Genomic DNA, 21436 nt, shown 5'->3' with positions numbered 1-21436 from the left:
ACCACCCGCCGCCGAACCCAGTGACCCAGGGCCCGGATTGCTGCATCATCGGGCTTTCCCAGTCTATTTCGAGGAATGGCATGGAATTCTCAGTCGCAAGCGGTCAACCCCAGGAACAGCACAGCCCCTGCATCGTTGCGGGTGTATTCGAGCGTCGCAAGCTGTCCACCGCCGCCAAGGCCCTGGATCAGGCCACCGATGGCGCCATCAGCGCCCTGCTCAAGCGAGGCGACATGGATGGCGAACTGGGCCAGACCCTCTGGCTGCACCAAGTGCCCGGCGAGTTGGCCGAGCGGGTGCTGCTGGTGGGGTGCGGCAAGGAGCGGGACCTGAGCGAGGCCTCCTTCCGCAAGCTGACCTCCCACATGATCACCGCCCTCAAGCAAAGCGGCGCAGCCACCGCCCACAATTTCCTCACCGACCTGCCCGTCAAGGGCCGCGACCTGCCCTGGAAGCTCTTCCAGAGCGTGCTGGTGGTGGAAGACGCCCTCTACCGCTTCGACGAGCTCAAGAGCAACAAGAAAAAGAACAAGACGGCCCTCAAGCAGATGGTGCTCAACGTGGAGGCCGAGGAGGAGCTGGACACCGCCGGGCAGACCCTGAAACGGGCCACCGCCACCGCCACCGGCATGCAGCTCACCCGGGACCTGGGCAACCGCCCGGGCAACGTGTGCACACCGGTGTACCTGGCGGACCAGGCCAAGGGCCTGAAAAAGGCCTACAAGGACCTGAAGGTGGACATCCTGGATGAGGAGGCCATGGAGAAGGAAGGCATGGGCGCCCTGCTGTCCGTATCCCGGGGCTCTGAACAACCGGCCCGCCTCATCGTCATGGACTACCGGGGCGGCAAGAAGAACGACAAGCCCGTGGTCCTGGTGGGCAAGGGCATCACCTTCGACACCGGCGGCATCTCCCTCAAGCCCGGCGAAGGCATGGACGAGATGAAGTACGACATGGGCGGGGCCGCTGCCGTCATGGGGGCCATGAAGGCCTGCGCCGAACTCAAGCTGCCCATGAACGTGATTGGCGTGATCGCCGCCGCCGAAAACATGCCCGATGGCCGCGCCACCAAGCCCGGTGACATCATCACCACGATGTCCGGACAGACCGTGGAAGTCCTCAACACCGACGCCGAGGGCCGCCTGGTGCTCTGCGATGCCCTGACCTATGTGGAGCGTTTCGACCCGGAGGTGGTGGTGGACATGGCCACCCTCACCGGCGCCTGCATCATTGCCCTGGGCCATCAGGCCACCGCCGTGCTGGGCAACAGCGCCTCCCTCACCAACGACCTGCTCACCGCCAGCCGTCAGACCCTGGACCGGGCCTGGGAGCTGCCGCTCTGGGATGAATACCAGGAACAACTCAACAGCAATTTCGCCGACATGGCCAACATCGGCGGCCGCCCGGCGGGCACCATCACCGCCGCCTGCTTCCTGTCCCGGTTCACCAAGAAGTACAAATGGGCCCACCTGGACATTGCAGGGGTGGCCTGGAAGAGCGGCAAGGAGAAGGGGGCAACAGGCCGGCCTGTGCCTCTGGTGATGCAGTTCCTGTTCAACCGCATCAAGGAATGAATGCGGCCCTCACCCCAGCCAAACAACTCACCTCACCATGACAAGAGTCGACTTCTACCTCCTCAAGGGCACCCACCCCCAGCAGCGGCTCACCACCGTCTGTCGCCTGGTGCACAAGGCCTTCGGCCTTGGGCATCGGGTGCATGTCCACACCCGCTCGCAAAACGAGGCCCGGGCACTGGACGACCTGCTGTGGACCTTCAAGGATGACGCCTTCATCCCGCATGGCATCAACCCTGACGATGCGCGAGTGCCCGTGAGCATCGGCCCCAATGCACCGGAGGGTGCCCAGGTGCTGGTCAACCTGGCGCCCGAGGTGCCCGCACACTTCGAGCGCTTCGAGCGCGTGGCCGAGGTGGTCAATGAAGACCCCAGCGTGCGTGACAGCGGCCGGGCACGGTTCCGGCACTACCGGGAGCAGGGCTGCGACCTGCATCACCACACCCTGGGCAGGTGACCGGCACCCCCAAAAAAGATTAATATAATCCGCCACTTTCGCTCCGCATCCGACACAGGCCCCATGGACAAGACCTACGACCCCCGCGCCATCGAACAAACCGTCTACCAGGAATGGGAAACCCATGGCTGGTTCGCCGCCCGTGGCGAGGGGGACCCCTACTGCATCATGCTGCCGCCCCCCAACGTGACCGGCACCCTGCACATGGGGCACGCCTTCCAGGACACCCTGATGGATACCCTCATCCGCTACCACCGGATGTGCGGCGACAACACCCTCTGGCAGGGGGGCACCGACCACGCCGGCATCGCCACCCAGATGGTGGTGGAGCGCCAGCTGGCCCGTGAGGGGCAGTCCCGTCACGACCTGGGCCGCGACGCCTTCCTGGACAAGGTCTGGCAATGGCGCGAGCACTCCGGCCACCAGATCCAGCAACAGATGCGGCGCCTGGGCACCTCCATCGACTGGAGCCGGGAACGCTTCACCATGGACGATGGCCTGTCGGAGGCCGTGGGCGAGGTGTTCGTGCGCCTGTATGACGAAGGCCTCATCTACCGGGGCAAGCGCCTGGTGAACTGGGACCCGGTGCTGCACACCGCCGTCTCGGACCTGGAAGTGCTCTCCGAAGAGGAACAGGGCAAGCTCTGGCACATGCGCTACCCCCTGGCCGATGGTTCCGGTCACCTGGTGGTGGCCACCACCCGCCCCGAGACCATGCTGGGCGACACCGCCGTGGCGGTGAACCCGGATGACGAGCGCTACCAGCACCTCATCGGCAAGGAGGTGGAACTGCCGCTGACGGGCCGGCGCATCCCGGTGATCGCCGATGACTACGTGGACCCGGAGTTTGGCTCCGGCTGCGTGAAGATCACCCCCGCCCACGACTTCAACGACTACGCCGTGGGCAGCCGGCACGACCTGCCCATGATCAACATCTTCACCATCGACGCGAAGATCAACGACGAGGCCCCCGAGGCCTACCGGGGCCTGGACCGCTTCGAGGCCCGCGAGCGTGTGATTCAGGACCTGGATGCCCAGGGCCTGATGGAACGCATCGACGATCACAAGCTGATGGTGCCCCGCGGGGATCGCAGCGGCGCCGTCATCGAGCCCTTCCTCACCGACCAGTGGTATGTGAAGGCCGGCCCCCTGGCCGAACCGGCCATCCAGGCGGTGGAAGAGGGCCGCATCCGCTTCGTGCCGGAAAACTGGAACAAGACCTACTTCGAATGGATGCGCAATATCGAGGACTGGTGCATCTCCCGGCAGATCTGGTGGGGACATCGCATCCCCGCCTGGTACGACGATGCCGGCAAGATCTACGTGGCCCGCAGCGAGGAAGAAGTGCGCAGCAAGTACGGCCTGGATGCAAGCGTCAACCTGACCCGCGATCCCGACGTGCTGGACACCTGGTTCAGTTCCGCCCTGTGGCCCTTCTCCACCCTGGGCTGGCCGGAGCAGACCCCGGAACTCAAGACCTTCTACCCCACCTCGGTACTGGTCACCGGTTTTGACATCATCTTCTTCTGGGTGGCCCGCATGATCATGATGGGCCTCAAGTTCATGGACGACGTGCCCTTCAAGGAGGTGTACGTCACCGGCCTGATCCGGGATGCCGAGGGCCAGAAGATGTCCAAGTCCAAGGGCAACGTGCTCGACCCCATCGACCTCATCGACGGCATCACCCTGGATGAACTGCTGGCCAAGCGTACCCAGGGCCTGATGCAGCCGCAGATGGAAAAGCGCATCGCCAAGGCCACCAAGAAGCAGTTCCCCGATGGCATCCCCGCCTTTGGGACGGACGCCCTGCGCTTCACCCTGGCGGCCCTGGCCTCCAGTGGCCGTGACATCAAGTTCGACCTGGGCCGTATCGAGGGCTACCGCAACTTCTGCAACAAGCTGTGGAACGCGGCCCGCTATGTGCTCATGAACACCCAGGGTGAGGACACCGGCGTGAACGGCGGTGAGGTGGAGTTCTCCCTGGCCGATCGCTGGATCACCTCCCGCCTGCAGGTGACCATCACCGAGGTGCACCGCCACCTGGCCGAGTACCGTTTCGACCTGGCTGCCCGCGCCCTGTATGAGTTCACCTGGCACGACTACTGCGACTGGTACCTGGAGCTGTGCAAGCCGGTGCTCACCGGCGAGGACAGCAGCGAGGCCGCCCGCCGTGGCACCCGCAAGACCCTGGTTCAGGTGCTGGAGACCCTGCTGCGGCTGATGCATCCCATCATGCCCTTCATCACCGAGGCCATCTGGCGTCAGGTGGCCCCGCTGGCGGGCCGCGAGGGCGACACCATCATGCACCAGCCCTACCCCCAGGTGGACGAGAGCGCACGGGATGCCCAGGCAGACAAGGAAATCGAATGGGTGAAGAACTTCATCCTGGGCATGCGCCGCATCCGCGCCGAGATGGACATCAGCCCCGGCAAGCCCCTGCCCGTGCTGCTGCACAACTGGCAGCCGGAGGATCAGACCCGCTTCCAGTCCAGCCGCGCCTTCATCGAATTCCTGGGCAAGCCCGAGTCCGTGCAGTGGCTGCACGGCGAGGAGCCCCCGGAGTCTGCCATGGCCCTGGTGGGCGAGATGCACCTGCTCATCCCCCTGGCCGGCCTGATCGACAAGGAGGCGGAGATCGCCCGCCTGGAAAAGGAAGTGGCCAAGGTGCAGAAGAACCTCACCCAATGCCGGGGTCGACTGGAAAACCCCAGCTTCGTGGACCGCGCCCCCGCCGAGGTGGTGGAGAAGGAACGCACCCGGGTGGCAGAGATGGGCGCCAGCCTGCGGGAACTGGAAGGTCAGCTGGATAAGATCCGGCGGTTGTGAGGTTTAGCCCCTCTCCCGCAAGCGGGAGAGGGGCTGGGGTGAGGGCCGGACCATACTCCTCTGCTTGTCACGTTCCCCACAATCTCAAGTAACCCCCCTACCCCACCTTTCCAGCTTTCCCTTAATTAACAAAAACTTAAAAAAAATAAAAACCTGGCCCGCTCCTTGCTTCTCACTCAGCACAACACCAGACCAAGGAGCCCCTTCGTGACCCGCCCCAACCTACACCCCGACGCCGCCAACGCCCGCTACATCAGCTTCAAGGACCTGGACTGCGACGGCAATGCTCGCCTGGTCATGAACCTGATCGAGGAGTTCACCGCCGATCCGGCCCAGAAATCCCCCTTCTGGGACTACTTCCTGGGCAAGCGCAATCCCAAGTCAGGCCCCAAACCCGACGACCTGTTCCTGATCCACGCCAACATCAACCAGATCCGCGAACTGTTCGAAGAATGCGGCGACGACGAGGCCCAGGACCTACTCACCTGGGTGGAGGAAGCCTGCTGCTGAGTGGTTGCCCACGCCCCGGGGGTCAGCGGCCGCCTCGAAACGGCCATCTGCCTCCACCACCACCGCCTGCAGATTGCCCCAGGGACGAGAACGGGCCTCCAGGGCATGCCCATACGCCTCCAGTTGCGCCTTGAGCTCATCGCTGAAGGCATCCGGTTCATACTCGATGTGATCCGGCAAATACTGATGGTGATGACGGGGCGACGCCACCAGGCGATCGGCACGACCACCGGCATGAAACTCCAGGGCCGACAACAGCACCATGGTGATGATGCGACTCCCACCGGGCGTGCCCAGCACGGCCACCCGATCATCCATCTCCAGGAATGTGGGTGACATGCTCGACAGCATGCGCTTGCCCGGCTCAATGCGATTGGCCGACGACTGGATCAGGCCGTAGGCATTGGGCGTGCCCGGCGCGGCGGTGAAATCATCCATGTGATTGTTCAGGACCACCCCCGTCCCGGCAGGCATGAACCCCGAGCCAAAGGGATAGTTCAGCGACAGGGTGGCCGACACCCGGTTGCCCTGCGCATCGATGATGGAGAAATGGGTGGTGTCCTGCCCTCCCCGCAGACCCGCCGGGCCCGGGAGCTGATCGCTAGGCCGGGCCCGGCCCGGGTGCACCGTGGCGGCCAACCCGGCCGCGTAACGCGGATCCATGAGGCGCTCCACGGGCACCTCCACAAAGTCGCCATCCCCCAGATACCGGGCGCGGTCATGGTAGGCCAGCCGCATTGCCTCAACCCCGTGATGCAACCGATCCGCCTCGTCCATGACCCCAAGATCGAAGCGTTCCAGCACCTGCAGGGCCTGGGCCAGGGCGATGCCGCCCGAGGACGGCGGCGGCGCCGACACCACACGCATGCCCCGATAATTGAAGGTGATGGGTTCGCGCTCCACCACCTGATAGCTCACCAGATCCTCTTCGGTCCAGATCCCCCCGGCCCCGCCCACGGCCTGGATGAGTTGCTCGGCGATCGGACCCTGGTAAAACCCATCCCGCCCCGACTCCGCCAGTTGCTCCAGGGTCCGGGCCAGATCCGGCTGACGGATCACGAAACCCTCCCCGGGCACCTGGCCATCATCCAGAAACACCGCTGCCGACTCAGGCCACTCCCGCAAGGTGTCCCGCCGGAAGGAGGTCAACCGCTCATAGACCGGGTCCACCGGGAACCCATCCCGAGCCAGGCGAACGGCCGGCTCCAGCAGCTCCGCCAGGGGCAGCGCCCCATATTCCCGGGCGATGTGATCCAGGGCGTCGGGCGTACCGGGAATGGCGGCGGCCAGGGGACCATTCATGACCCGATCCCTGTCCACCTCGCCGGCATCATCCAGAAACATGTCTGCATGGGCGGCCAGCGGCGCCCGCTCCCGTGCATCCACCATCATCTGCCGCCCGGTGGCGGCCTCATGCAAAAGCCAGAAGCCCCCCCCGCCCAGACCGGACCCATAAGGCTCCACCACCGCCAGCACCGCACCCACCGCCACGGCGGCATCGAAGGCATTGCCACCCCGGGCAAGCACCTCCACGGCCACCTCGGTGGCCAGAGGATGGGGCGTAGCCACGCCATGGGGCGGCGTCCCGGCCATCAACGAACCGGCAAAGATCAGGCAGACCAGGAAGACAAGGGATCGGATCAAACGGGACATCGTGGGCTCCTTGGTGGGAATGCGGTACCATGCCAGATCCGCAAAATAATGATGCCACTGGGGTGCGTCGAATAGCGGACAACGTACCTGCCAAAGACCATGTCACGAACGGTATCAGGCATCGGTGCCATCCCGACAGGTGCCCCCATGCCGGGAAAATCCTTCAGCAGCTGAATTTTCTCTACCAACTCCGCCGCGATCCGGTTGGCTGCAGAGGGATTGTGCACATCGATGAATGCTCTGAGCCGCTCCAGATCGGCAATCGCCTCGTCCGTGTAAACCAGCCTCACTCGGCTGATCCCGGTGCATCCCGCTCGTTGTCAGTCCCCCAGCTTTCGAGCCATTGATGGACTTCGCTGGCATCGACCACCTTCCCAAGAGCGGCAGATTCCATCGCTTCCAGGGTCTGCTCCCAGCGCTGCTGCTCACGTTGTTGCTTTTCGATGTATTCAGACAACGCCTGATTGATCACCCAACCCTTGCTCCGCTGGAGTCTGTGCGCGACCGCTTCCAGATCCTGCTCAACCTCCGCCTGAAGACGGACTGTGGTAACGCCCATGGCCTTGACCTCAACTCAGGTGAATACAACGCATTACACTATAGTCCATGACCCGGCAACAAGCTTTCTTGCCCACCCACACGGATAACCAGGGATAACCAAGTACGAAAACCCCGCGCTCGATGTTAGACTGAGTCTATCCGCCTCCCCTCCCATGCGCTCAAGAACTCGGTTCCCAGGAAGCGATGCCAGCCCTCAACGATCAGGAAAAGGCCCGCACCATCCAGGTGGGGCGTCAGGCCATATTTGACCGCGACCTCAACGTGTTCGCTTACGAGCTCCTCTACCGGGATGCCCAAGGGGACTGCCGCATCACCGATGTGGACCACGCCTCATCCATGACGCTGCTGAACGCCTTCATGGAGATGGGTCTGGATCGCCTGGCAGGCCCACACAAGGCCTTCATCAACCTCACCCGACATTTCTTTGTGGACATGCCACCGGTCCCCTTCGACCGCGAACGGGTGGTGCTGGAGATTCTGGAAGATGTGGAGGTGGACGATGCCTTGCTGGCCGGTGTGGCCAACATGCGTGAGCAGGGCTTCGAACTGGCACTGGACGATTACGCCTTCCAGCCGCCACTCAAGCCCCTGCTCTCCGAGGTGAATTACATCAAGGTGGAGATCAACCCCGACACCCTCCCCCTACTGCCCAGGGCACTGCCCGGCCTGCGCGCTGGCGGTGCCCGATTGCTGGCCGAAAAAGTGGAAACCAGGGAACAGTTCGAGCAACTCAAGGAAATGGGTTTCGACTATTTCCAGGGCTATTTCTTCGCCCGTCCGGTGATGATTCAGTCCCGCCGGGTAGAGGAAAATGCATCCATGGTCATACGGCTGATTGCCCGTTTGAATGACCCGAATGTACCCATGGACGAAGTGGTGAGCCTGGTCTCCCGCGACCCCGCGCTCAGCTACAAGGTCTTGCGCTACGTCAACTCCAGCGCGGTGGGCCTGCGTACCCGCGTGCACTCGATACATCATGCGGTGGTCTTGATGGGTCTGCAACGCATCAGGGCGTGGGCGACCCTGTTTGTCATGTCCGGACTGGAGAGCCGCCCCAGTGAAATCATCAACCTGGGCTTACTGCGCGCCAACCTGTGCGAGCACCTGTGCAGACTCATTGGTCGGGGAACCCCGGAGACTGCCTATACCGTGGGGTTGCTCTCAATCCTGGATGCGATGATTGGCCTGTCCTTTGAACTTTTCATGGATGAACTCCCTTTGGCCGATGAAATCAAGCAGGCCATCACCAAGCATGAAGGACTTTACGGCCACCTCCTGAAGGATGCAGTGGCCCTGGAAAACAATCGGCTGGCCAATGCGGTGTGCGGCGAGATTGATCCCCACGATATCGTCGAAGCCTTCGCCGCCAGCTCCGACGCCGCTTTCCACACCCTGGCATTGATGGAAAAACCATCCCGCCGCACCGGCCATCCGGGATGACGATGTGCGCCCTGCACGCCTCCCTCACCTACGCCCCCAAGGTCACCGTCACCCAGACCGGCCCCGGCGCCTTTGCAATAAAAGCGGCGTCACCCTATGGGCTGAAACCCGTTCAGCGCCGCCCCGGCACATCCAGCGACGGCCACATGTGGTCGTGATCCGAGGCGGCGCGCACCAGCACCACGGGCCGCGCAGCCACACCCGTGAGGGCCCGATACAGGCCGAAGCGAATCACCTCCGGCGACCGCCGCTCCTCCGCTGGCAGCGACACCTCCAGAACCAGATACGGGCCCATCTTGGTCATGCGTACCTGCTCCAGGGATAGGCCCATGGCGCTTACCGCGGCCGTGACCCGACGCTCCATGTGGGCGGGCGGCGCCGCCAGCACCAGTTCGCGCACCGCATTCAAGGTCATCCGCACCGGCACCCACAGAAAGTAAGCGGAGACCAGCAGCACCATCACCGGGTCGGCATACACGGCCCAATGACCCTGGCCTGCATACTCCAGGCCCCATGCGCCGATGAAACCGGCCAGCACGGCCGCACTCAGCGCCGTATCCATGCGCCATTGCTGATACTCCGCCGCCACCAGACCCGAACTGTTCACACCCATGGACCAGCGCAGATACAGCATGCAAAGAGCACAGCCGATCACGCTGATGAAGGTGAACACCACGGCCAGCCCGAACTGAAGCGAGTCGCCACCGGCCAAAATGGAGTTCACTGCCGCAGCCAGGGAGATGACGCACAGCAGGGTGATGGTCATGCCCTTGACGGCAATGACCAACGGTTGCAGCGCGGCATAGCCAAAGGGGAAGCGACGGTTGCCGGGCTGCCGTATCAGGCGTGCCACGTACAGGGCCAGCAGTGAGAGCAAGAGGCTGATCAGTGAATAGGCACCGTCGAACAGGATCATCAGTGACCCCATCCACAGCCCCCAGGCCACCCCGGCCAGCGCGAACAACCCGGCAGCCACGGCAGACACGACGAGCGACGTATTTTCCCGCGAAAAGAAATGCTTCATGATCCCTCCAGAACCTTATTGAACTGATTCTAGGGAGACACACTCACAACCGTGAGTCGCTCAGCGACGGGATAACCGGCGGAAGAAAGCATGCGCATTGCACAGATCAAAAGTTTTCTCGCCATCGTCGACACAGGCTCGGTCGCCGCGGCAGCGCGCGCCCTGGGGCAGAGCCGGACCACCGTGAGCACCAGCCTCTCGGCCCTGGAGGACGAACTGGGGGTGACCCTGTTCCAGCGCTCCGGCAACCGGCTGGAACTCTCTCCGGTCGGCGGCGCCATTGTCACCGACTGTCGACGCCTGCAGCAGGTGGCCGACCAGATCCAGTCCCGCTGCCTGCACCATCTCACCGGGGCCGAATCACAACTGCGGATCGCCCGGGATGACAGCCTGCCGGAATCCGTCTGGCGGGATCTGCTGCGGCGCATGAAAACGCAATTCCCGCAAACCAGCGTCTCCGTGTACTTGGCAGCGCCCCAGGAACTCCCCCGGCTCGTGGAACGCCAGGCCGTCGATGTGGCCTACGGGCTCCTGCCTCAGTCCATGAGCCTGGGCTACCACCACCTGCGGGAAATCGCCGACGTGCGCATGCACACCGTGGCCGCCTCGGAACACCCGCTGGCACGGCTGCCGCGTGTCACCCAGGACGATCTCGTGCTGCACACCCAGATCACCCTCGCCTACCTGGGCGACAGCAACCTGCGGGCCGCGTCCCCCGAGACGGCGAACTACCTGGCGTTCACCCAGTTCGAAATCATGCGGGATGTGGTCATGGAAGAAACCGGCTGGGGTGACCTGCCCCTCCCCCTGATCGCCGAGCATCTGGCCAGTGGAAGGTTGCGCGTCATCCGCCACCCGGAAGCCACCTGGTGGATGACATTCAGCGCGCTGGAGGCGGACCAAGCCCACGGACGCCCGGTGGTCACCTGGCTCGGCAACGCCCTGGAGACATGGTTTACCGAGCAGGGCGACTGTTGAAGCCACAAGGATAAAGATGCATGGCATGGCAGCGCCCAGCCATCCATACCAGCTGCGATGGTCCGAGCGCGCCCACCAGGACTTCCGTCACCGGCTGCGAAAGCTCACCAGCAGAAGCTGGGGCGTGTCCATGGACTACCGGCTCCAGACGCTGACTGAATATGTCCGTGGTTGGATGGGCTACTTCGGCATCTCGGACTACTATCGGCCCATTCCCGAGCTGGATCACTGGCTGCGACGCCAGGGCTTGACCAGCATCCGCGATCAATGGATGAAAGCGCATGGTTATGCCTCGGCCTGAAATCGTCGTGTGCTCCCTTCTTATGAACCGCCTAGTGCAGACCCGCATGCTTGGTGGTGTGGGGAGGGCGGGCTAAACACCCGCCCTTACCCGATTAGCCGGCATTTGTAATCTCTTTCTGCAATGCTTCTTGCGCTAGCTTATTCACACTTGTGCCTTTCACTTGCGCTGCAATCACTAGCTGCTCGTGCAGGTCAGGCGGGATCCTGAGGTTGAACTTACCAGAGTAGTGGCGGCGGGGTTCGATGCCTTTCTCTTTGCAGACCTCAAGGAAGGCGTGCAAAGACTTCCTGAACTCCGTCCTCAACTCCTTTGGGTTACAACCGTAGAAATCAGCGCCGCCATTCAGCCCCAGGATTTCACCCCGGAATGTGTCCAGTTCAGCGTCGTACTCAATTTTGGCGTGATAGCCTTCTAACGTCATCGTGTTCATGGCGATACCCTGTGCTGCTTTAACCATTTGCGAATGCTGGCAACAGCTCCTTTGTCAGTATTCGGGCTTGGATGAGGACGATGAAATATTCGAACCTCTCCAAACAGAACCACCGCAACCCGGCTACCCTCTCGCTCACTCACCTCGGCACCAAGCTCGCCAAATAATGCTTCAATATCACGCCACTGGATATTGGCGCTCGTTGGGCGGGCGAAAATAGCCTCCAGGGTTTTCTGGTGCTTCCGTTTCATGATTGAATGGTACCATATACCGGTACCACGTCAAGAGGCCGCCGCCTCGATCATGGGTGCCAGGCCTGGGGACTATGGAATACGGGTTCTACAGGACGGGTACCATCGAACTGCGCGTCCTGGGCGATTACGCCCAGTCCTGGGTGGCTACCTCAACCGCAACATCGATCCCCCGCCCGGGCACCAACTCATCTGGCGTGGCTACACCAAACTCATCAGCATGAGCTTCGCCTATGCCTTGCGGGATGGAATCGAATGATCATGGTCGGCAAAAGTAACTGGTCTGCGCGACTTATGGGTAAAGGGCCGCCCTAGTCGGTAAGGGCATGGGGCGATTTCTGGTGCCGGACAAGTAACGGGTCGAAAACCCTGCTGATTATGCCCTCCCGAATGCCAGCACAGTATCCAACTCACGGCGGGAGACAGGGCTAAGGTCGGTCAGATCGACATCAAACCGCACATTTTCGATGAGCGATGCCTGAGCGACTTCGGGGACGGGAATTGTTGAAGCATCCAAGACCATCAGCGACGTTCCATCGGGAAACACACCCAGCTTGAGCGTGTTCCGGTAGATATCGCGCCCGCCCTTGACCAGGCACTGCGCAAAGAACCGCGCGCGCAGATCATCGTCGCCGATTTTGCCATACATCTCATCCATGAGGTCGGCTGCCGTGTGGCCAGAATTGAGTTCAACGACGGCTAGTGAGGCGACATAGACGCGGAACTCGCCGTTGGGGCGAAGCTGATCGAGAGAGAACCGGTGCTTTCGCCGGGATCGTACCGTCGTTTTGGCCTCAAGGGCGAAGCCGTCGGTCACATAGTCGTACTTGGCGTTCTTATTGAGGCACCAGCATTGGACAGCCGTTTGAAGGTTGCTTGCGCGCGACAGGACATAAAGTTCGCCCCACAGGCCAACTATGTCCCCTGTGGAATCGCCGATCTGCTTAAAGAGGTCGGCCAGTTCCAGGATGCGGACCGCGATTTCCTTGTTGGTGTAAGGGGTCTTGCGCGTCCGGAACGTCTCTTCCAGAAGCCGGAGCAACATCCGCACGATATCCGGGTCGTTCTCGTTCAGGCGCACGACCGTGTAGATGCCCATCGTCGCTTCGCCCTTGGCGGCTTCAACAACGCAATCCCGCGAAAAGCAAACCGAGACGGATCGCAATTCGATATCGCTCCGGACATCCTCGCGCCGTGCAGAAAACAGCAATGAGGGACAGGCATCACCGTCTACTGAGAGCCAGAATGCATTATCCTCCGTCAACGCTTGCCCGAATAACTGGTCGCAGCCGTCAGGAAAGTTGTTCACCAGCTTTGCGTAGGATTCGAACAGCACGGCGGGACTATCTTTCGACCCAGACACGTTCCATCAGATGATCGGGAACATGAACGACTAATATCGGTACGTCACTGATCATCCGCTTCTTGTTTGCAGTCTGGATATCGTAGCGGTGAAGTTGAAAGGTCACTGTTTCGGCGGATATCAGCGCCCTGGCACCGGGATAGTTGGTCTTGGCATTCTTACCCTGAAACAGGTTCTTGATCTTCGGTGGGACCTTGTCGTTCAAGGTACGCACTGCACTGACATCCGACCACGGCCCGGACAATGCATAGAAGCTGCACCGAATATCCGGCTCTTCGGTGGCCAGCCGTTCAAGGCCGAGCATTAGAGCGGAATGCTGCAAGTTGTCGTCCGGCCATTTATAGCGCAACTGCCCTATTTTCACGAGCACATCCGCCAGCCTGATATTATCGCTGAACGCCGGAACGATCTGCTTGTCGTTCCAGCCATCTTCGGCATAGCGTAAGAAGTCAAAATCGGCGATGATCTCATCCACTACTTCGCGATTGTCGGACACGATTTCGGAATCCTCGAACGGATGATCGGGGATAATCCAGCCGCCACGCCCCTTGGACTGGTACATTTCAAGCAGGATGACCGAGTTGCGTGTCGGCTTCAGGCTCTGATCGAGGAAGTATGTGCGCCGCCACTCCTTCAGGGTCTTGCCATCTTCAAGGTGATGACGGATCGATTCGCGAATGGATTCCTCGTGTTTCACATAGTCGGTGAACGCATCGATATTCCCGGATGTCAGGTAAATTCTGCAAAGGCCAAGATAGCCCTTCTTGTATCCAAAAAAGCGTGCGCGCTGCTGGATGTTGTCGGCGTTCCCAACGCCGGTTGAGCGCGGCATGTAGCTCACTGTCAGCCCTTCGACCGTGAACCCTCGGTCAAGACCGATCCCGCCAACCAGAATCCAGCTATATTCGCCCTTCCAGTCTACGGTCGGGATGCGGTTCTTCTCACGGGTGTTGAGTTCGACCACTGCTGTTTCCTCGATTGCATCGAGCAGCACTGACAGCACGTCATCACAGGTGAAGGGCGTCTCGTAGGTCTTGAAGAGTTCGCGGGCGGATGCCGTAAACGCGGCAACCAGATCACCGTGATCGTCGTGATCCTCATCCTGCAAGATGACCGACCAGTTCTCTTTGGCCTGCTTGACCCACCGTGCGAACATCAGGTGTTCATCCTTGGGTACGGCGGGATGGATCATCATGGAGCGATTACGCCCCTTATGGTCATCTCTTTCCAGCAATCCGATGGCCACGCCAACAAAGTAATCCCGCAGTGCGGTCAGCAGGCTATTCGGCGGCTCATGCGGCGGGTCGTTCTTGTCTGGTACATCACCGAGCGGGATCGGCTCGATATAACGGCTTGCGCCGTCTACAAAGAATTCCTGCCCGCCGACGTATTTGCTGCCGGGCGTCAGGACGCGCCCGAAATCGGGTGAAAGCGTATCGATCCGGCTGATCAGTAGCGGAGCCTGCGGCGTCGCGGTATAAAGCAAGTAGCTGTGATGCGGGAACAACCGGCGGAGTTCGACGATCCGAGAATATGTCGTGCTTTCCTCATCCTGCTTGGCGCGGGTATTGATTCCGGCCTGATCGCCCTCATCGTCGATGATCAGGGTAGGTACGTCGGACAGGTCGGAATCCGACAGCAGCGTTGCCAGATTGTCGAGATGCTGGTGCTGCTTCATGGAGACGATCAGGATCGTCCGGGCGCGGGGATTCCCCCGTCGCCACCGTGCGAGTTCCATATTCACATGGTCCAGTTCGCTTTGCTGGAAGCCCTTTTGCTGCGTAGAGAACAGCTTCCATTCGCGCGTGCCTTCAATATTCAGATCCTCTTTCAGGCGGGAATGGGATTGCTCTACCAGATTGTTCGTAGTGCCTGCCAGCAAAATGACCAGGCGATATTGATTGTCACGTGCGAGCGCGGCCAGGCCGGTAAAGGACAGAGTTTTGCCGCTCTGGACATAACCGATGACCAGGCCGGTATTGACCTCGTCCGCTTGGGACGGAGCAACGCACTCACTTAAAATCGAGGTTGTCTCTTCGACCAGCCGGTCTTTTTCTTCATCGGACAGGGCATCGTTCGCGTCCAGCATATCGATGAAGGCCCTACCCTGTTTGGGCGTCCACCTTCCCTCGCTCGCCGATGCGTTTGGCGCAACCCTGATGATGCTCTTCGTATCAGCCATGCATTAGTCTCTTGGACATCTGATTCTTCAAAATTTCATTGGTGTACCGGCGAACAGCGGCCGGATTTTTGTCGGCCAACTCACCGGCCACGACCTCGGCCAGCGCCATCGCCGCAGCGATGTTGAGAATGGCCGTGAAGCTGTCCGAATCCATTGTCGGAAATTGGGCCATGAATGGGTGTAGCATCGCCACGCGCACCGTGACCTGGCGGGGTTCGGGGTCGGTGATCGAGGGGCGATCGCGGATAGTCAGCCACTCGGCGGTATCATCGGCGTAGGACAACTCGATGGCGACAACCCATATCTCGCTGCGAAAGCGCAACCTGAACTCGGCCTGTTCCTTGTCGGCGCTATCCAGATCGGGAAGCGTCTCGCTCTGAGACCCTGCACCGTCATCCGCCCCGGCGGACGTGGCAGGGGCAACACTCACTGTGTTCTGCTTCCCAGCCAAGGTTGCATCCTGAAGGTTGGATGCGGTGGTGTTCAACGCGGCGGCAGCATCCTTGCGGGCGGCTTTAGCGCTGGTCTTGGTGCGGTGTTCCCGTGCCTGCTGCAACAGCGGGAATGCCTCTTCGGACAGGACTTTGCGTAGCTTGCGCAGAAACTCATCCTCGCTCTCTTCCCACTTGATCCCGTCTTTAGTGTGGGAGACGAAGAACCCTTTCAGGTGGATTTCACCGAAAATTCGCTGATAGGGATAGGTGTTCGAGCGTCCGAAGATATCTTCGGGCCGGTATGCTTCGTCGGCGCTGCCCATGATTAGACGCTTGCGCCGAAACAGGGCAAGCCCGGCCAACCGTGTGTTCGCCGTCTCACGGATCGCCACAAAGCCGGAGGCCGACTTGCCGTCACCAAGATCGAAGTCTATCGGCAGCTTCCACTCGACAGGCTGTCCGTCGGGCTCGCGGTAGCTGGGTGCGGTGAGGATGGCCGGGTCTTCATAGCTGAGTTCCTGGCCATCAACATACAAAGCAAGCGATCCTTCTCGGATATAGACCCGGTAGATGCTGGACAGGTGCTCCTTGATCTTCTGAATGGTCTTGCCGCGCGGAAAGCGGCGGATATTTTCAAGGCGGATTTCGGTGTAGTGCTTGTCTTCTGACACTTTCATGGACAGCACGTTGAGTTCTTCGGTACTGTCGTGGACGATCTCATCGATATCGAAAATGACGGTACGCTCGACATCTTCATCGAGAGCGCTTGACCGCACACTCCAGGTTGAGGCGAACCAGCAGGCCGCGCTCTTCATCCCCATACCAAATTCGGAAAGGCCCGACGCATCGGGCGGAATCTCTGCCGGGCGAAATGCCCGCTGATAGTCACCCGAGGCGATTCCGGCGGCGTTGTCTTTTATGGTAATCATATTGCCAGGCGCATCGAAATCGATCTCTACACACAGATTGTAGGCGCCTCCGTCCGCCGCCTTGAGTTTCTTCTTCTTGTCGATGCTGCTCTGAATCGAGTTATCGACAAACTCGGCCAAAGCAAACCATGACTTGTAGTTCAGGTGGGGCAGTACAGAGAGAACGTTGACACCAGGTCGAATATTTACCGAGTTGACCTGCGCCATTATTCCGCCGCAACCATTATGGTTTCCGGTGCCCAAAGAGCTGATCGGTTGACCAGCACATCGTAGATGTGCAGGACCACATCCACATTCACCGCATTGCCGAACGCCTTGTATGCACCGTTCTTTGAATCGGGCAGATGCTCAAGACCGCCCATGCTCTGCAAACGGCTGCATTCGCGCGGCGTCATGTAGCGCTTTTGCCAGGCAACAATCGGCACCTGGCTCGTGGTCATGGCAATCAGTGACGGCGCAGTATCGTCTTTCTTAACACGGATACCGCTGGCACGAAATTGGAGTAGGTGCCTCCAGATATTCCGCTCACTGCCTTTGCAGTTCCATTCCAGCTTCTGGAAGCTGGGCGGAAATTCCCTGATTCTGTGAATCCAGCCATCGATCAGCGCCTTGTGACGGGCATAAAAATCGCGGTTCTTCTGGATGAAGTCGATCTTCCAGTCCGGGAATGTATCGAGGTCTGTGCGGGCATAACCGGGCAGCGCGTCTTTGACCGCATCGGGGGATAGCCTTTTGAGCGGCTGACCGAATCCGCCTTTGAACGCGCCCAGCCCTTGATATCCGCGCTTGTGCGGCGTTGGCCCATCCAGCGGATAGTCCGCACCGAATTCCATTGCCCATATCGGAAATGACGGCAGGTCCTCATCTTTAGGAAAGGCCGCGACAAAGTCCTGCCAGGCTTCCAGATAGGTGACGTGATTCTCGTTCAGCGCATGCGCATCGGCGGGATCATAATCAAGTATCGAACGGATAGAGATTTCCGGCAAGGCTTGCGGTATCTGCCAGTCAAACCCGTTCAGCCCCTTCCGGTCGCCAATGATGAAGGCGCGCTCGCGCTTTTGCGGGATTCCAAACATGTGGGGGGACAGTCTAGCGAAGTCGATATCGTAATCTTCGCGCAGCTGGGAGCAAATCTTCTCCCATGTCTCCCCGCCCTTATGCTTGATCAGGTTGGGCACGTTCTCGATGATGAAGTAACGCGGTTGCTTGAGCTTGAGGATTTCAACGACATAGTCGAAGAGGTTTCCCCATTGCGGGCATTCGAGTCCTTTTTGATCACCGGCCTTGGAGAACGGCTGACAGGGAAATCCGGCGCAAAGGACATCGTGATCGGGGATAGACGCAAGATCGACGGCACGTATATCACCATGCGGCTCGATGCCGAAGTTCTTTTCGTACAGGTTCGCAAGGTGCGTATTTAGTTCAGACGCGAAGACGCACTCCGCCCCGCGCTGTGTCAACGCCTGGTGAAAACCGCCTAAACCTGCGAAAAGATCGATAAATTTCATGCGCTCAAACTGCCCTGCGTTTTCTTTTAAGATTACACATTCACCTTGATACTTGCAACAACATATACGGGTATATTCATCATGTAGGCGGTCAAGGGGTAACACCCTCGCCACTCCGCGGGCTGATGTTTCGAAGTCTCGGCGACCGCCACTTCCGCCTTATCCCTGCTCATATCTCACACCTCCCCGAACAACCGCCGGTCCAGCCGCTCCAGCACACCGGCAACGTGACCATCCGACAGGTGGCTATATCGCTAAGCCATCACGAGAGTTCTGTGCCCCAGAACTTCAGCCACTTCCGCCAGGGACGAGCCGTTCATGGTGAGATAACTTGCGGTCGTATGTCGCAGGCCTTGCGCCACTTGTACACCGTAGCAATGGAAACCCCTTCCTGCTCCGCCACCTCCCGGGGCGAGAGGTTGTACGGGGGCAATAGCTTGGCTACTGCGGCTTCTCTGCGTTCGTCAGGATATCGCGGCATCTTGGGCGCTCCTCTCTCGCCCCCAGGGTGTTTTAAATACTCTATCAAACCAGACGATCGAGTCGGCCGAGGGAACTGCCCCCTCGGCCGCTCCAGTGAGCAAACAGCGATGGGGAGCGACGCTTCTGTCGATCCAGCCATGCGTAAGCGCGAGTTTTATGCCCTCGCGGGCGCTTGTATTTCCGCATTGCCCAGCGAACGATCAGGAAGTCAACATAGTCGGCCAGGGTCTGGAACTCCGAACCCCGATAGCGGCAGTAGTACCGCATCCATCCACGCAGGCGAGGTGCCGTCCAGTCAGCCAGTGCTTGAAGATCATGGTGGCTGTACCGGAACACCCCACTGTCACGCAATCGTTGACGCATCGCTTTCAGGGCCGTCCGGCTCACCGCCGGAGCAAAGCCCGTCTTCAGCGTGCCATCGCGTAACCCGATCCGCCGCGGCCTGAACGTGTAGCCAAGGAAGTCAAACTGAATAACCGGATACGTTCCCGGGCGCTTGCTGTCCTTGCAGTAGACCACCCGGGTCTTGTCCGGGTGGAGTTCAAGACCGCAGCTTTGCAGCCGAGACGACAGATGCTCGCGCATCTGAAGTGCCTTGGCCTCGCTGCGACAGTGCAAGATGCCATCATCGGCGTAGCGACAAAACTCGATCTCCGGATGATGCGCGGCCAACCAGTGATCCAGCGCATAGTGCAGGAACAGGTTGGCGAGCAACGGTGATAGCGGCCGTACCTTTTCAGGAGCTTGTAGGCTCACACCAGTCTCCTCGACCTCACTTCGCTCAACACTGCCCTCGAACTGAGGCCCCTTCCCTCCGCCGGCATTACCCGGCCTCACCGGTACTACGGGCCTCCCGCCACCCCAGACAGCCCGGCCTGACCCTCGCGGATCGCCGGTTGATACGCACGTCGTATCACCGCCAGGGGCTTCCCGTGTTGCGTCGTCCTCCCATGTGCATACATGCCGTCGCCATTACCCCGGCGGAACTGCTGGGTGTTCGTATCGCTCGCTTCCCCAACAGCAGCGGCCTTCCCCGAATCAAAGGCGGATCAGCTTCCGCATTACCCTTTTCGAGGCCTGCTCAGCGTTCACTACTAGTTCGGCCTGCATGCTCGCGGAGTCACATAATGACCCTTTACATCAGAGGCTTCGACTGCTTCGTTACCTCCACAGCCGCTCCGATTGCTACCGGCTGGAGCGATAGTTGCCGCGTGGGAATTTCACCCACTGAGAGAACGCGCCTTTCCACGGTGAGTTCATCGCTGTAGTTCAATTCTCGAAGATGATGGGCATTGCACAGCACATGCTCGCAGTCCTTGTAGCGCCAGTAGGGAGCCCAGTGATCATGCACCGCCACCCCTTTGAAGTGGGGAAGAATACCGGCCTCATCCATGGCCTCATGCCCCCGCTTGGTGTGGGCCGTGTAGTACACCGCCTCGGTCGTGGCGGCCACGTGGAGCCAGTGCAGTCGACCCTGCACCCGCAGCCCGCTCTCATCGAAATGGGCCACGGCGGCCTGACGGATCTGGTCACCGGCCGCCTGATAGGTCGCCTCCAGGCCATCGGCCATCCCCAGAATCCAGTTCTGCAACGTCCCTGCGGAGGGCGCCACGCCATACTGGTCTCCCAGAATCTGACTGGTACGCTGCAAGGCGACAAAATGCCCCTGGTTCAGGCCAATCGCATAGGCCTTCAGGCGCGGACCATAGCTGATGTTGGGCGTCACACCCGCCGGAAACTCGCCCAGATGGCGACGGCCACAGCCGCACACCACTTGCATCCGTCGGAATTCGGTATAAATGGCCCGGGGCTCGGGAATTTCAATCTGCTGGCGACGTTCCTTCATCGTGGCCGGCAACACGCCCAGATCGCAACCACACGCACAGCGACCCTGGGGCAGCAGTTCCTCCACCGCATCCGGGTTATCCACCATCTGCCGGGTCGCGCCTTTGTGGCCTTTTTGGCCACCACTGGATCTTTGGCCCTTTTGCCGCGGTTGGGCCGGACCTTTGCGTGGACCGTCCGAGGATGGAGGCTTGCTGGAGTTGCGACTGTTCTTCTCGACCTTCTTCTCCAACTCGGCCAATCGGGCACTGAGCGTCTCCAGCGCATCGAACAACTGCACGATCAGCGCATCCTTCTGCGCATGGGTCATGCCGTCGAGTTCTGCTTGCGTGGGGCGCTGGAGCTTCATACAGGGCAGGATAGCCTATCGAGGGAAAAATGGGCAGACTGCGGGCAGGGAGCCTGAACAGTTACAAAAACGTCTACGGACATTATTTTTGCCATCACTTATCCTCCTCGATATTTAGTTTACGTATAACATATAAGCGTTTATCCGCTGTGCGCAGCATGGCGGATAAACGTCTGTTGGACGAAGCCATGTGCTGCACATACTCTAAATAGGGGATTGTATTCAGGGCGAGAGGCCAAGTAGGCGGCATGCAGCGCTCTGATCGGCGCGAGAGGCCTACGCCGGCTCCTTTGAGTACATCTCATCTATTTCGGAGGTATCCCCGGCGGCCTGTT

The 21436-nt window shown here is 60.4% G+C and carries 20 protein-coding genes; 7 read left to right on the top strand and 13 right to left on the bottom strand.

Going from position 1 to position 21436, the window contains the following annotated elements; all coding sequences use genetic code 11:
• Positions 1–80 precede the first annotated feature (80 nt).
• The 4 genes from ECTOBSL9_RS10190 to cowN all read left to right on the top strand — a co-directional run bounded on the left by ECTOBSL9_RS10190 (position 81) and on the right by cowN (position 5367).
• Entirely contained in the window at positions 81–1574 is a 1494-nt protein-coding gene (locus ECTOBSL9_RS10190) for a leucyl aminopeptidase (protein WP_063464949.1), read from the top strand.
• 37 nt (positions 1575–1611) lie between these two features.
• Positions 1612–2031, top strand: a complete 420-nt coding sequence (locus tag ECTOBSL9_RS10185; RefSeq protein ID WP_063464948.1) for a DNA polymerase III subunit chi — start codon at positions 1612–1614, stop codon at positions 2029–2031.
• Positions 2032–2094: 63 nt separating this feature from the next.
• Positions 2095–4857 carry a valine--tRNA ligase gene (locus tag ECTOBSL9_RS10180; protein ID WP_063464947.1) on the top strand — a complete coding sequence of 921 codons (2763 nt, stop codon included), beginning with the start codon at positions 2095–2097 and terminating at the stop codon, positions 4855–4857.
• A 207-nt stretch (positions 4858–5064) separates the two neighbouring features.
• Positions 5065–5367, top strand: coding sequence for a N(2)-fixation sustaining protein CowN (gene cowN / locus ECTOBSL9_RS10175; protein WP_063464946.1), 303 nt, complete (start codon positions 5065–5067; stop codon positions 5365–5367).
• On the opposite strand, the gene ggt is transcribed toward cowN, so the two are convergent.
• The 3 genes from ggt to ECTOBSL9_RS10160 are packed head-to-tail and all read right to left on the bottom strand — an operon-like array spanning position 5335 to position 7579.
• Positions 5335–7020: a gamma-glutamyltransferase gene (gene ggt, locus ECTOBSL9_RS10170; protein ID WP_063464945.1), complete on the bottom strand. Its 1686-nt coding sequence runs from the start codon at positions 7018–7020 to the stop codon at positions 5335–5337. The two genes, cowN and ggt, sit on opposite strands and share 33 nt — an antisense overlap.
• Positions 7008–7310 (bottom strand): type II toxin-antitoxin system RelE/ParE family toxin, encoded by a 303-nt coding sequence (locus tag ECTOBSL9_RS10165; RefSeq protein ID WP_063464944.1) that lies wholly within the window; start codon positions 7308–7310, stop codon positions 7008–7010. Before ECTOBSL9_RS10165 ends, ggt begins: the two co-directional genes overlap by 13 nt.
• The gene (locus ECTOBSL9_RS10160) at positions 7307–7579 is read right to left on the bottom strand and encodes a CopG family ribbon-helix-helix protein (RefSeq protein ID WP_063464943.1); all 273 of its coding nucleotides are present in this window, start codon (positions 7577–7579) and stop codon (positions 7307–7309) included. Before ECTOBSL9_RS10160 ends, ECTOBSL9_RS10165 begins: the two co-directional genes overlap by 4 nt.
• A gap of 185 nt (positions 7580–7764) precedes the next feature.
• Here ECTOBSL9_RS10160 and ECTOBSL9_RS10155 point away from each other — a divergent pair, with 185 nt between their 5' ends.
• A complete protein-coding gene (locus ECTOBSL9_RS10155) occupies positions 7765–9021 on the top strand; it encodes an EAL and HDOD domain-containing protein (protein WP_063464942.1) in 1257 nt (418 codons plus the stop codon).
• A gap of 112 nt (positions 9022–9133) precedes the next feature.
• On the opposite strand, the gene ECTOBSL9_RS10150 is transcribed toward ECTOBSL9_RS10155, so the two are convergent.
• The gene (locus tag ECTOBSL9_RS10150) at positions 9134–10045 is read right to left on the bottom strand and encodes a cation diffusion facilitator family transporter (protein ID WP_063464941.1); all 912 of its coding nucleotides are present in this window, start codon (positions 10043–10045) and stop codon (positions 9134–9136) included.
• A gap of 90 nt (positions 10046–10135) precedes the next feature.
• On the opposite strand from ECTOBSL9_RS10150, the gene ECTOBSL9_RS10145 reads away from it, so the two are divergent.
• Entirely contained in the window at positions 10136–11023 is an 888-nt protein-coding gene (locus tag ECTOBSL9_RS10145; protein ID WP_063464940.1) for a LysR family transcriptional regulator, read from the top strand.
• Between the two features lie 25 nt (positions 11024–11048).
• On the top strand, positions 11049–11324 hold the full coding sequence (locus tag ECTOBSL9_RS10140) for a group II intron maturase-specific domain-containing protein (protein ID WP_240480956.1): 276 nt from the start codon (positions 11049–11051) through the stop codon (positions 11322–11324).
• 94 nt (positions 11325–11418) lie between these two features.
• On the opposite strand, the gene ECTOBSL9_RS10135 is transcribed toward ECTOBSL9_RS10140, so the two are convergent.
• The 9 genes from ECTOBSL9_RS10135 to ECTOBSL9_RS10105 form a co-directional block, all read right to left on the bottom strand.
• Positions 11419–11757, bottom strand: a complete 339-nt coding sequence (locus tag ECTOBSL9_RS10135) for a type II toxin-antitoxin system HicB family antitoxin (RefSeq protein WP_063466140.1) — start codon at positions 11755–11757, stop codon at positions 11419–11421.
• The gene (locus ECTOBSL9_RS16620; protein ID WP_082829866.1) at positions 11754–12008 is read right to left on the bottom strand and encodes a type II toxin-antitoxin system HicA family toxin; all 255 of its coding nucleotides are present in this window, start codon (positions 12006–12008) and stop codon (positions 11754–11756) included. Before ECTOBSL9_RS16620 ends, ECTOBSL9_RS10135 begins: the two co-directional genes overlap by 4 nt.
• Positions 12009–12384: 376 nt before the next feature.
• Entirely contained in the window at positions 12385–13344 is a 960-nt protein-coding gene (locus ECTOBSL9_RS10130) for a PD-(D/E)XK motif protein (RefSeq protein WP_063464938.1), read from the bottom strand.
• A gap of 7 nt (positions 13345–13351) precedes the next feature.
• Entirely contained in the window at positions 13352–15553 is a 2202-nt protein-coding gene (locus ECTOBSL9_RS10125) for a Z1 domain-containing protein (protein ID WP_063464937.1), read from the bottom strand.
• A complete protein-coding gene (locus ECTOBSL9_RS10120) occupies positions 15546–17123 on the bottom strand; it encodes an ATP-binding protein (RefSeq protein WP_063464936.1) in 1578 nt (525 codons plus the stop codon). The genes ECTOBSL9_RS10125 and ECTOBSL9_RS10120 overlap by 8 nt, the downstream gene beginning before the upstream one ends.
• Positions 17123–18424, bottom strand: a complete 1302-nt coding sequence (locus tag ECTOBSL9_RS10115) for a DNA cytosine methyltransferase (RefSeq protein WP_063464935.1) — start codon at positions 18422–18424, stop codon at positions 17123–17125. Before ECTOBSL9_RS10115 ends, ECTOBSL9_RS10120 begins: the two co-directional genes overlap by 1 nt.
• A 316-nt stretch (positions 18425–18740) precedes the next feature.
• Positions 18741–18905, bottom strand: coding sequence for a helix-turn-helix domain-containing protein (locus ECTOBSL9_RS16980; protein WP_156500090.1), 165 nt, complete (start codon positions 18903–18905; stop codon positions 18741–18743).
• 44 nt (positions 18906–18949) lie between these two features.
• Positions 18950–19663 (bottom strand): reverse transcriptase domain-containing protein, encoded by a 714-nt coding sequence (locus tag ECTOBSL9_RS10110; protein WP_168161508.1) that lies wholly within the window; start codon positions 19661–19663, stop codon positions 18950–18952.
• A 379-nt stretch (positions 19664–20042) separates the two neighbouring features.
• Positions 20043–21101, bottom strand: a complete 1059-nt coding sequence (locus tag ECTOBSL9_RS10105; RefSeq protein ID WP_082829865.1) for an IS66 family transposase — start codon at positions 21099–21101, stop codon at positions 20043–20045.
• Between the last annotated feature and the right edge of the window lie 335 nt (positions 21102–21436).

Source organism: Ectothiorhodospira sp. BSL-9, from assembly GCF_001632845.1.
Taxonomy (GTDB): domain Bacteria; phylum Pseudomonadota; class Gammaproteobacteria; order Ectothiorhodospirales; family Ectothiorhodospiraceae; genus Ectothiorhodospira.
This window is presented reverse-complemented; position numbering and strand designations above follow the sequence as displayed.

Coding starts and splice junctions, on each gene's coding strand:
- ECTOBSL9_RS10190 (WP_063464949.1), top strand. CDS start 81: ATGGAATTCTCAGTCGCAAGCGGTCAACCCCAGGAACAGCACAGCCCC.
- ECTOBSL9_RS10185 (WP_063464948.1), top strand. CDS start 1,612: ATGACAAGAGTCGACTTCTACCTCCTCAAGGGCACCCACCCCCAGCAG.
- ECTOBSL9_RS10180 (WP_063464947.1), top strand. CDS start 2,095: ATGGACAAGACCTACGACCCCCGCGCCATCGAACAAACCGTCTACCAG.
- ggt (WP_063464945.1), bottom strand. CDS start 7,020: ATGTCCCGTTTGATCCGATCCCTTGTCTTCCTGGTCTGCCTGATCTTT.
- ECTOBSL9_RS10160 (WP_063464943.1), bottom strand. CDS start 7,579: ATGGGCGTTACCACAGTCCGTCTTCAGGCGGAGGTTGAGCAGGATCTG.
- ECTOBSL9_RS10155 (WP_063464942.1), top strand. CDS start 7,765: ATGCCAGCCCTCAACGATCAGGAAAAGGCCCGCACCATCCAGGTGGGG.
- ECTOBSL9_RS10150 (WP_063464941.1), bottom strand. CDS start 10,045: ATGAAGCATTTCTTTTCGCGGGAAAATACGTCGCTCGTCGTGTCTGCC.
- ECTOBSL9_RS10145 (WP_063464940.1), top strand. CDS start 10,136: ATGCGCATTGCACAGATCAAAAGTTTTCTCGCCATCGTCGACACAGGC.
- ECTOBSL9_RS10140 (WP_240480956.1), top strand. CDS start 11,049: ATGGCAGCGCCCAGCCATCCATACCAGCTGCGATGGTCCGAGCGCGCC.
- ECTOBSL9_RS10135 (WP_063466140.1), bottom strand. CDS start 11,757: ATGAACACGATGACGTTAGAAGGCTATCACGCCAAAATTGAGTACGAC.
- ECTOBSL9_RS16620 (WP_082829866.1), bottom strand. CDS start 12,008: ATGAAACGGAAGCACCAGAAAACCCTGGAGGCTATTTTCGCCCGCCCA.
- ECTOBSL9_RS10125 (WP_063464937.1), bottom strand. CDS start 15,553: ATGGCTGATACGAAGAGCATCATCAGGGTTGCGCCAAACGCATCGGCG.
- ECTOBSL9_RS10120 (WP_063464936.1), bottom strand. CDS start 17,123: ATGGCGCAGGTCAACTCGGTAAATATTCGACCTGGTGTCAACGTTCTC.
- ECTOBSL9_RS10115 (WP_063464935.1), bottom strand. CDS start 18,424: ATGAAATTTATCGATCTTTTCGCAGGTTTAGGCGGTTTTCACCAGGCG.
- ECTOBSL9_RS16980 (WP_156500090.1), bottom strand. CDS start 18,905: ATGCCGCGATATCCTGACGAACGCAGAGAAGCCGCAGTAGCCAAGCTA.
- ECTOBSL9_RS10105 (WP_082829865.1), bottom strand. CDS start 21,101: ATGAAGCTCCAGCGCCCCACGCAAGCAGAACTCGACGGCATGACCCAT.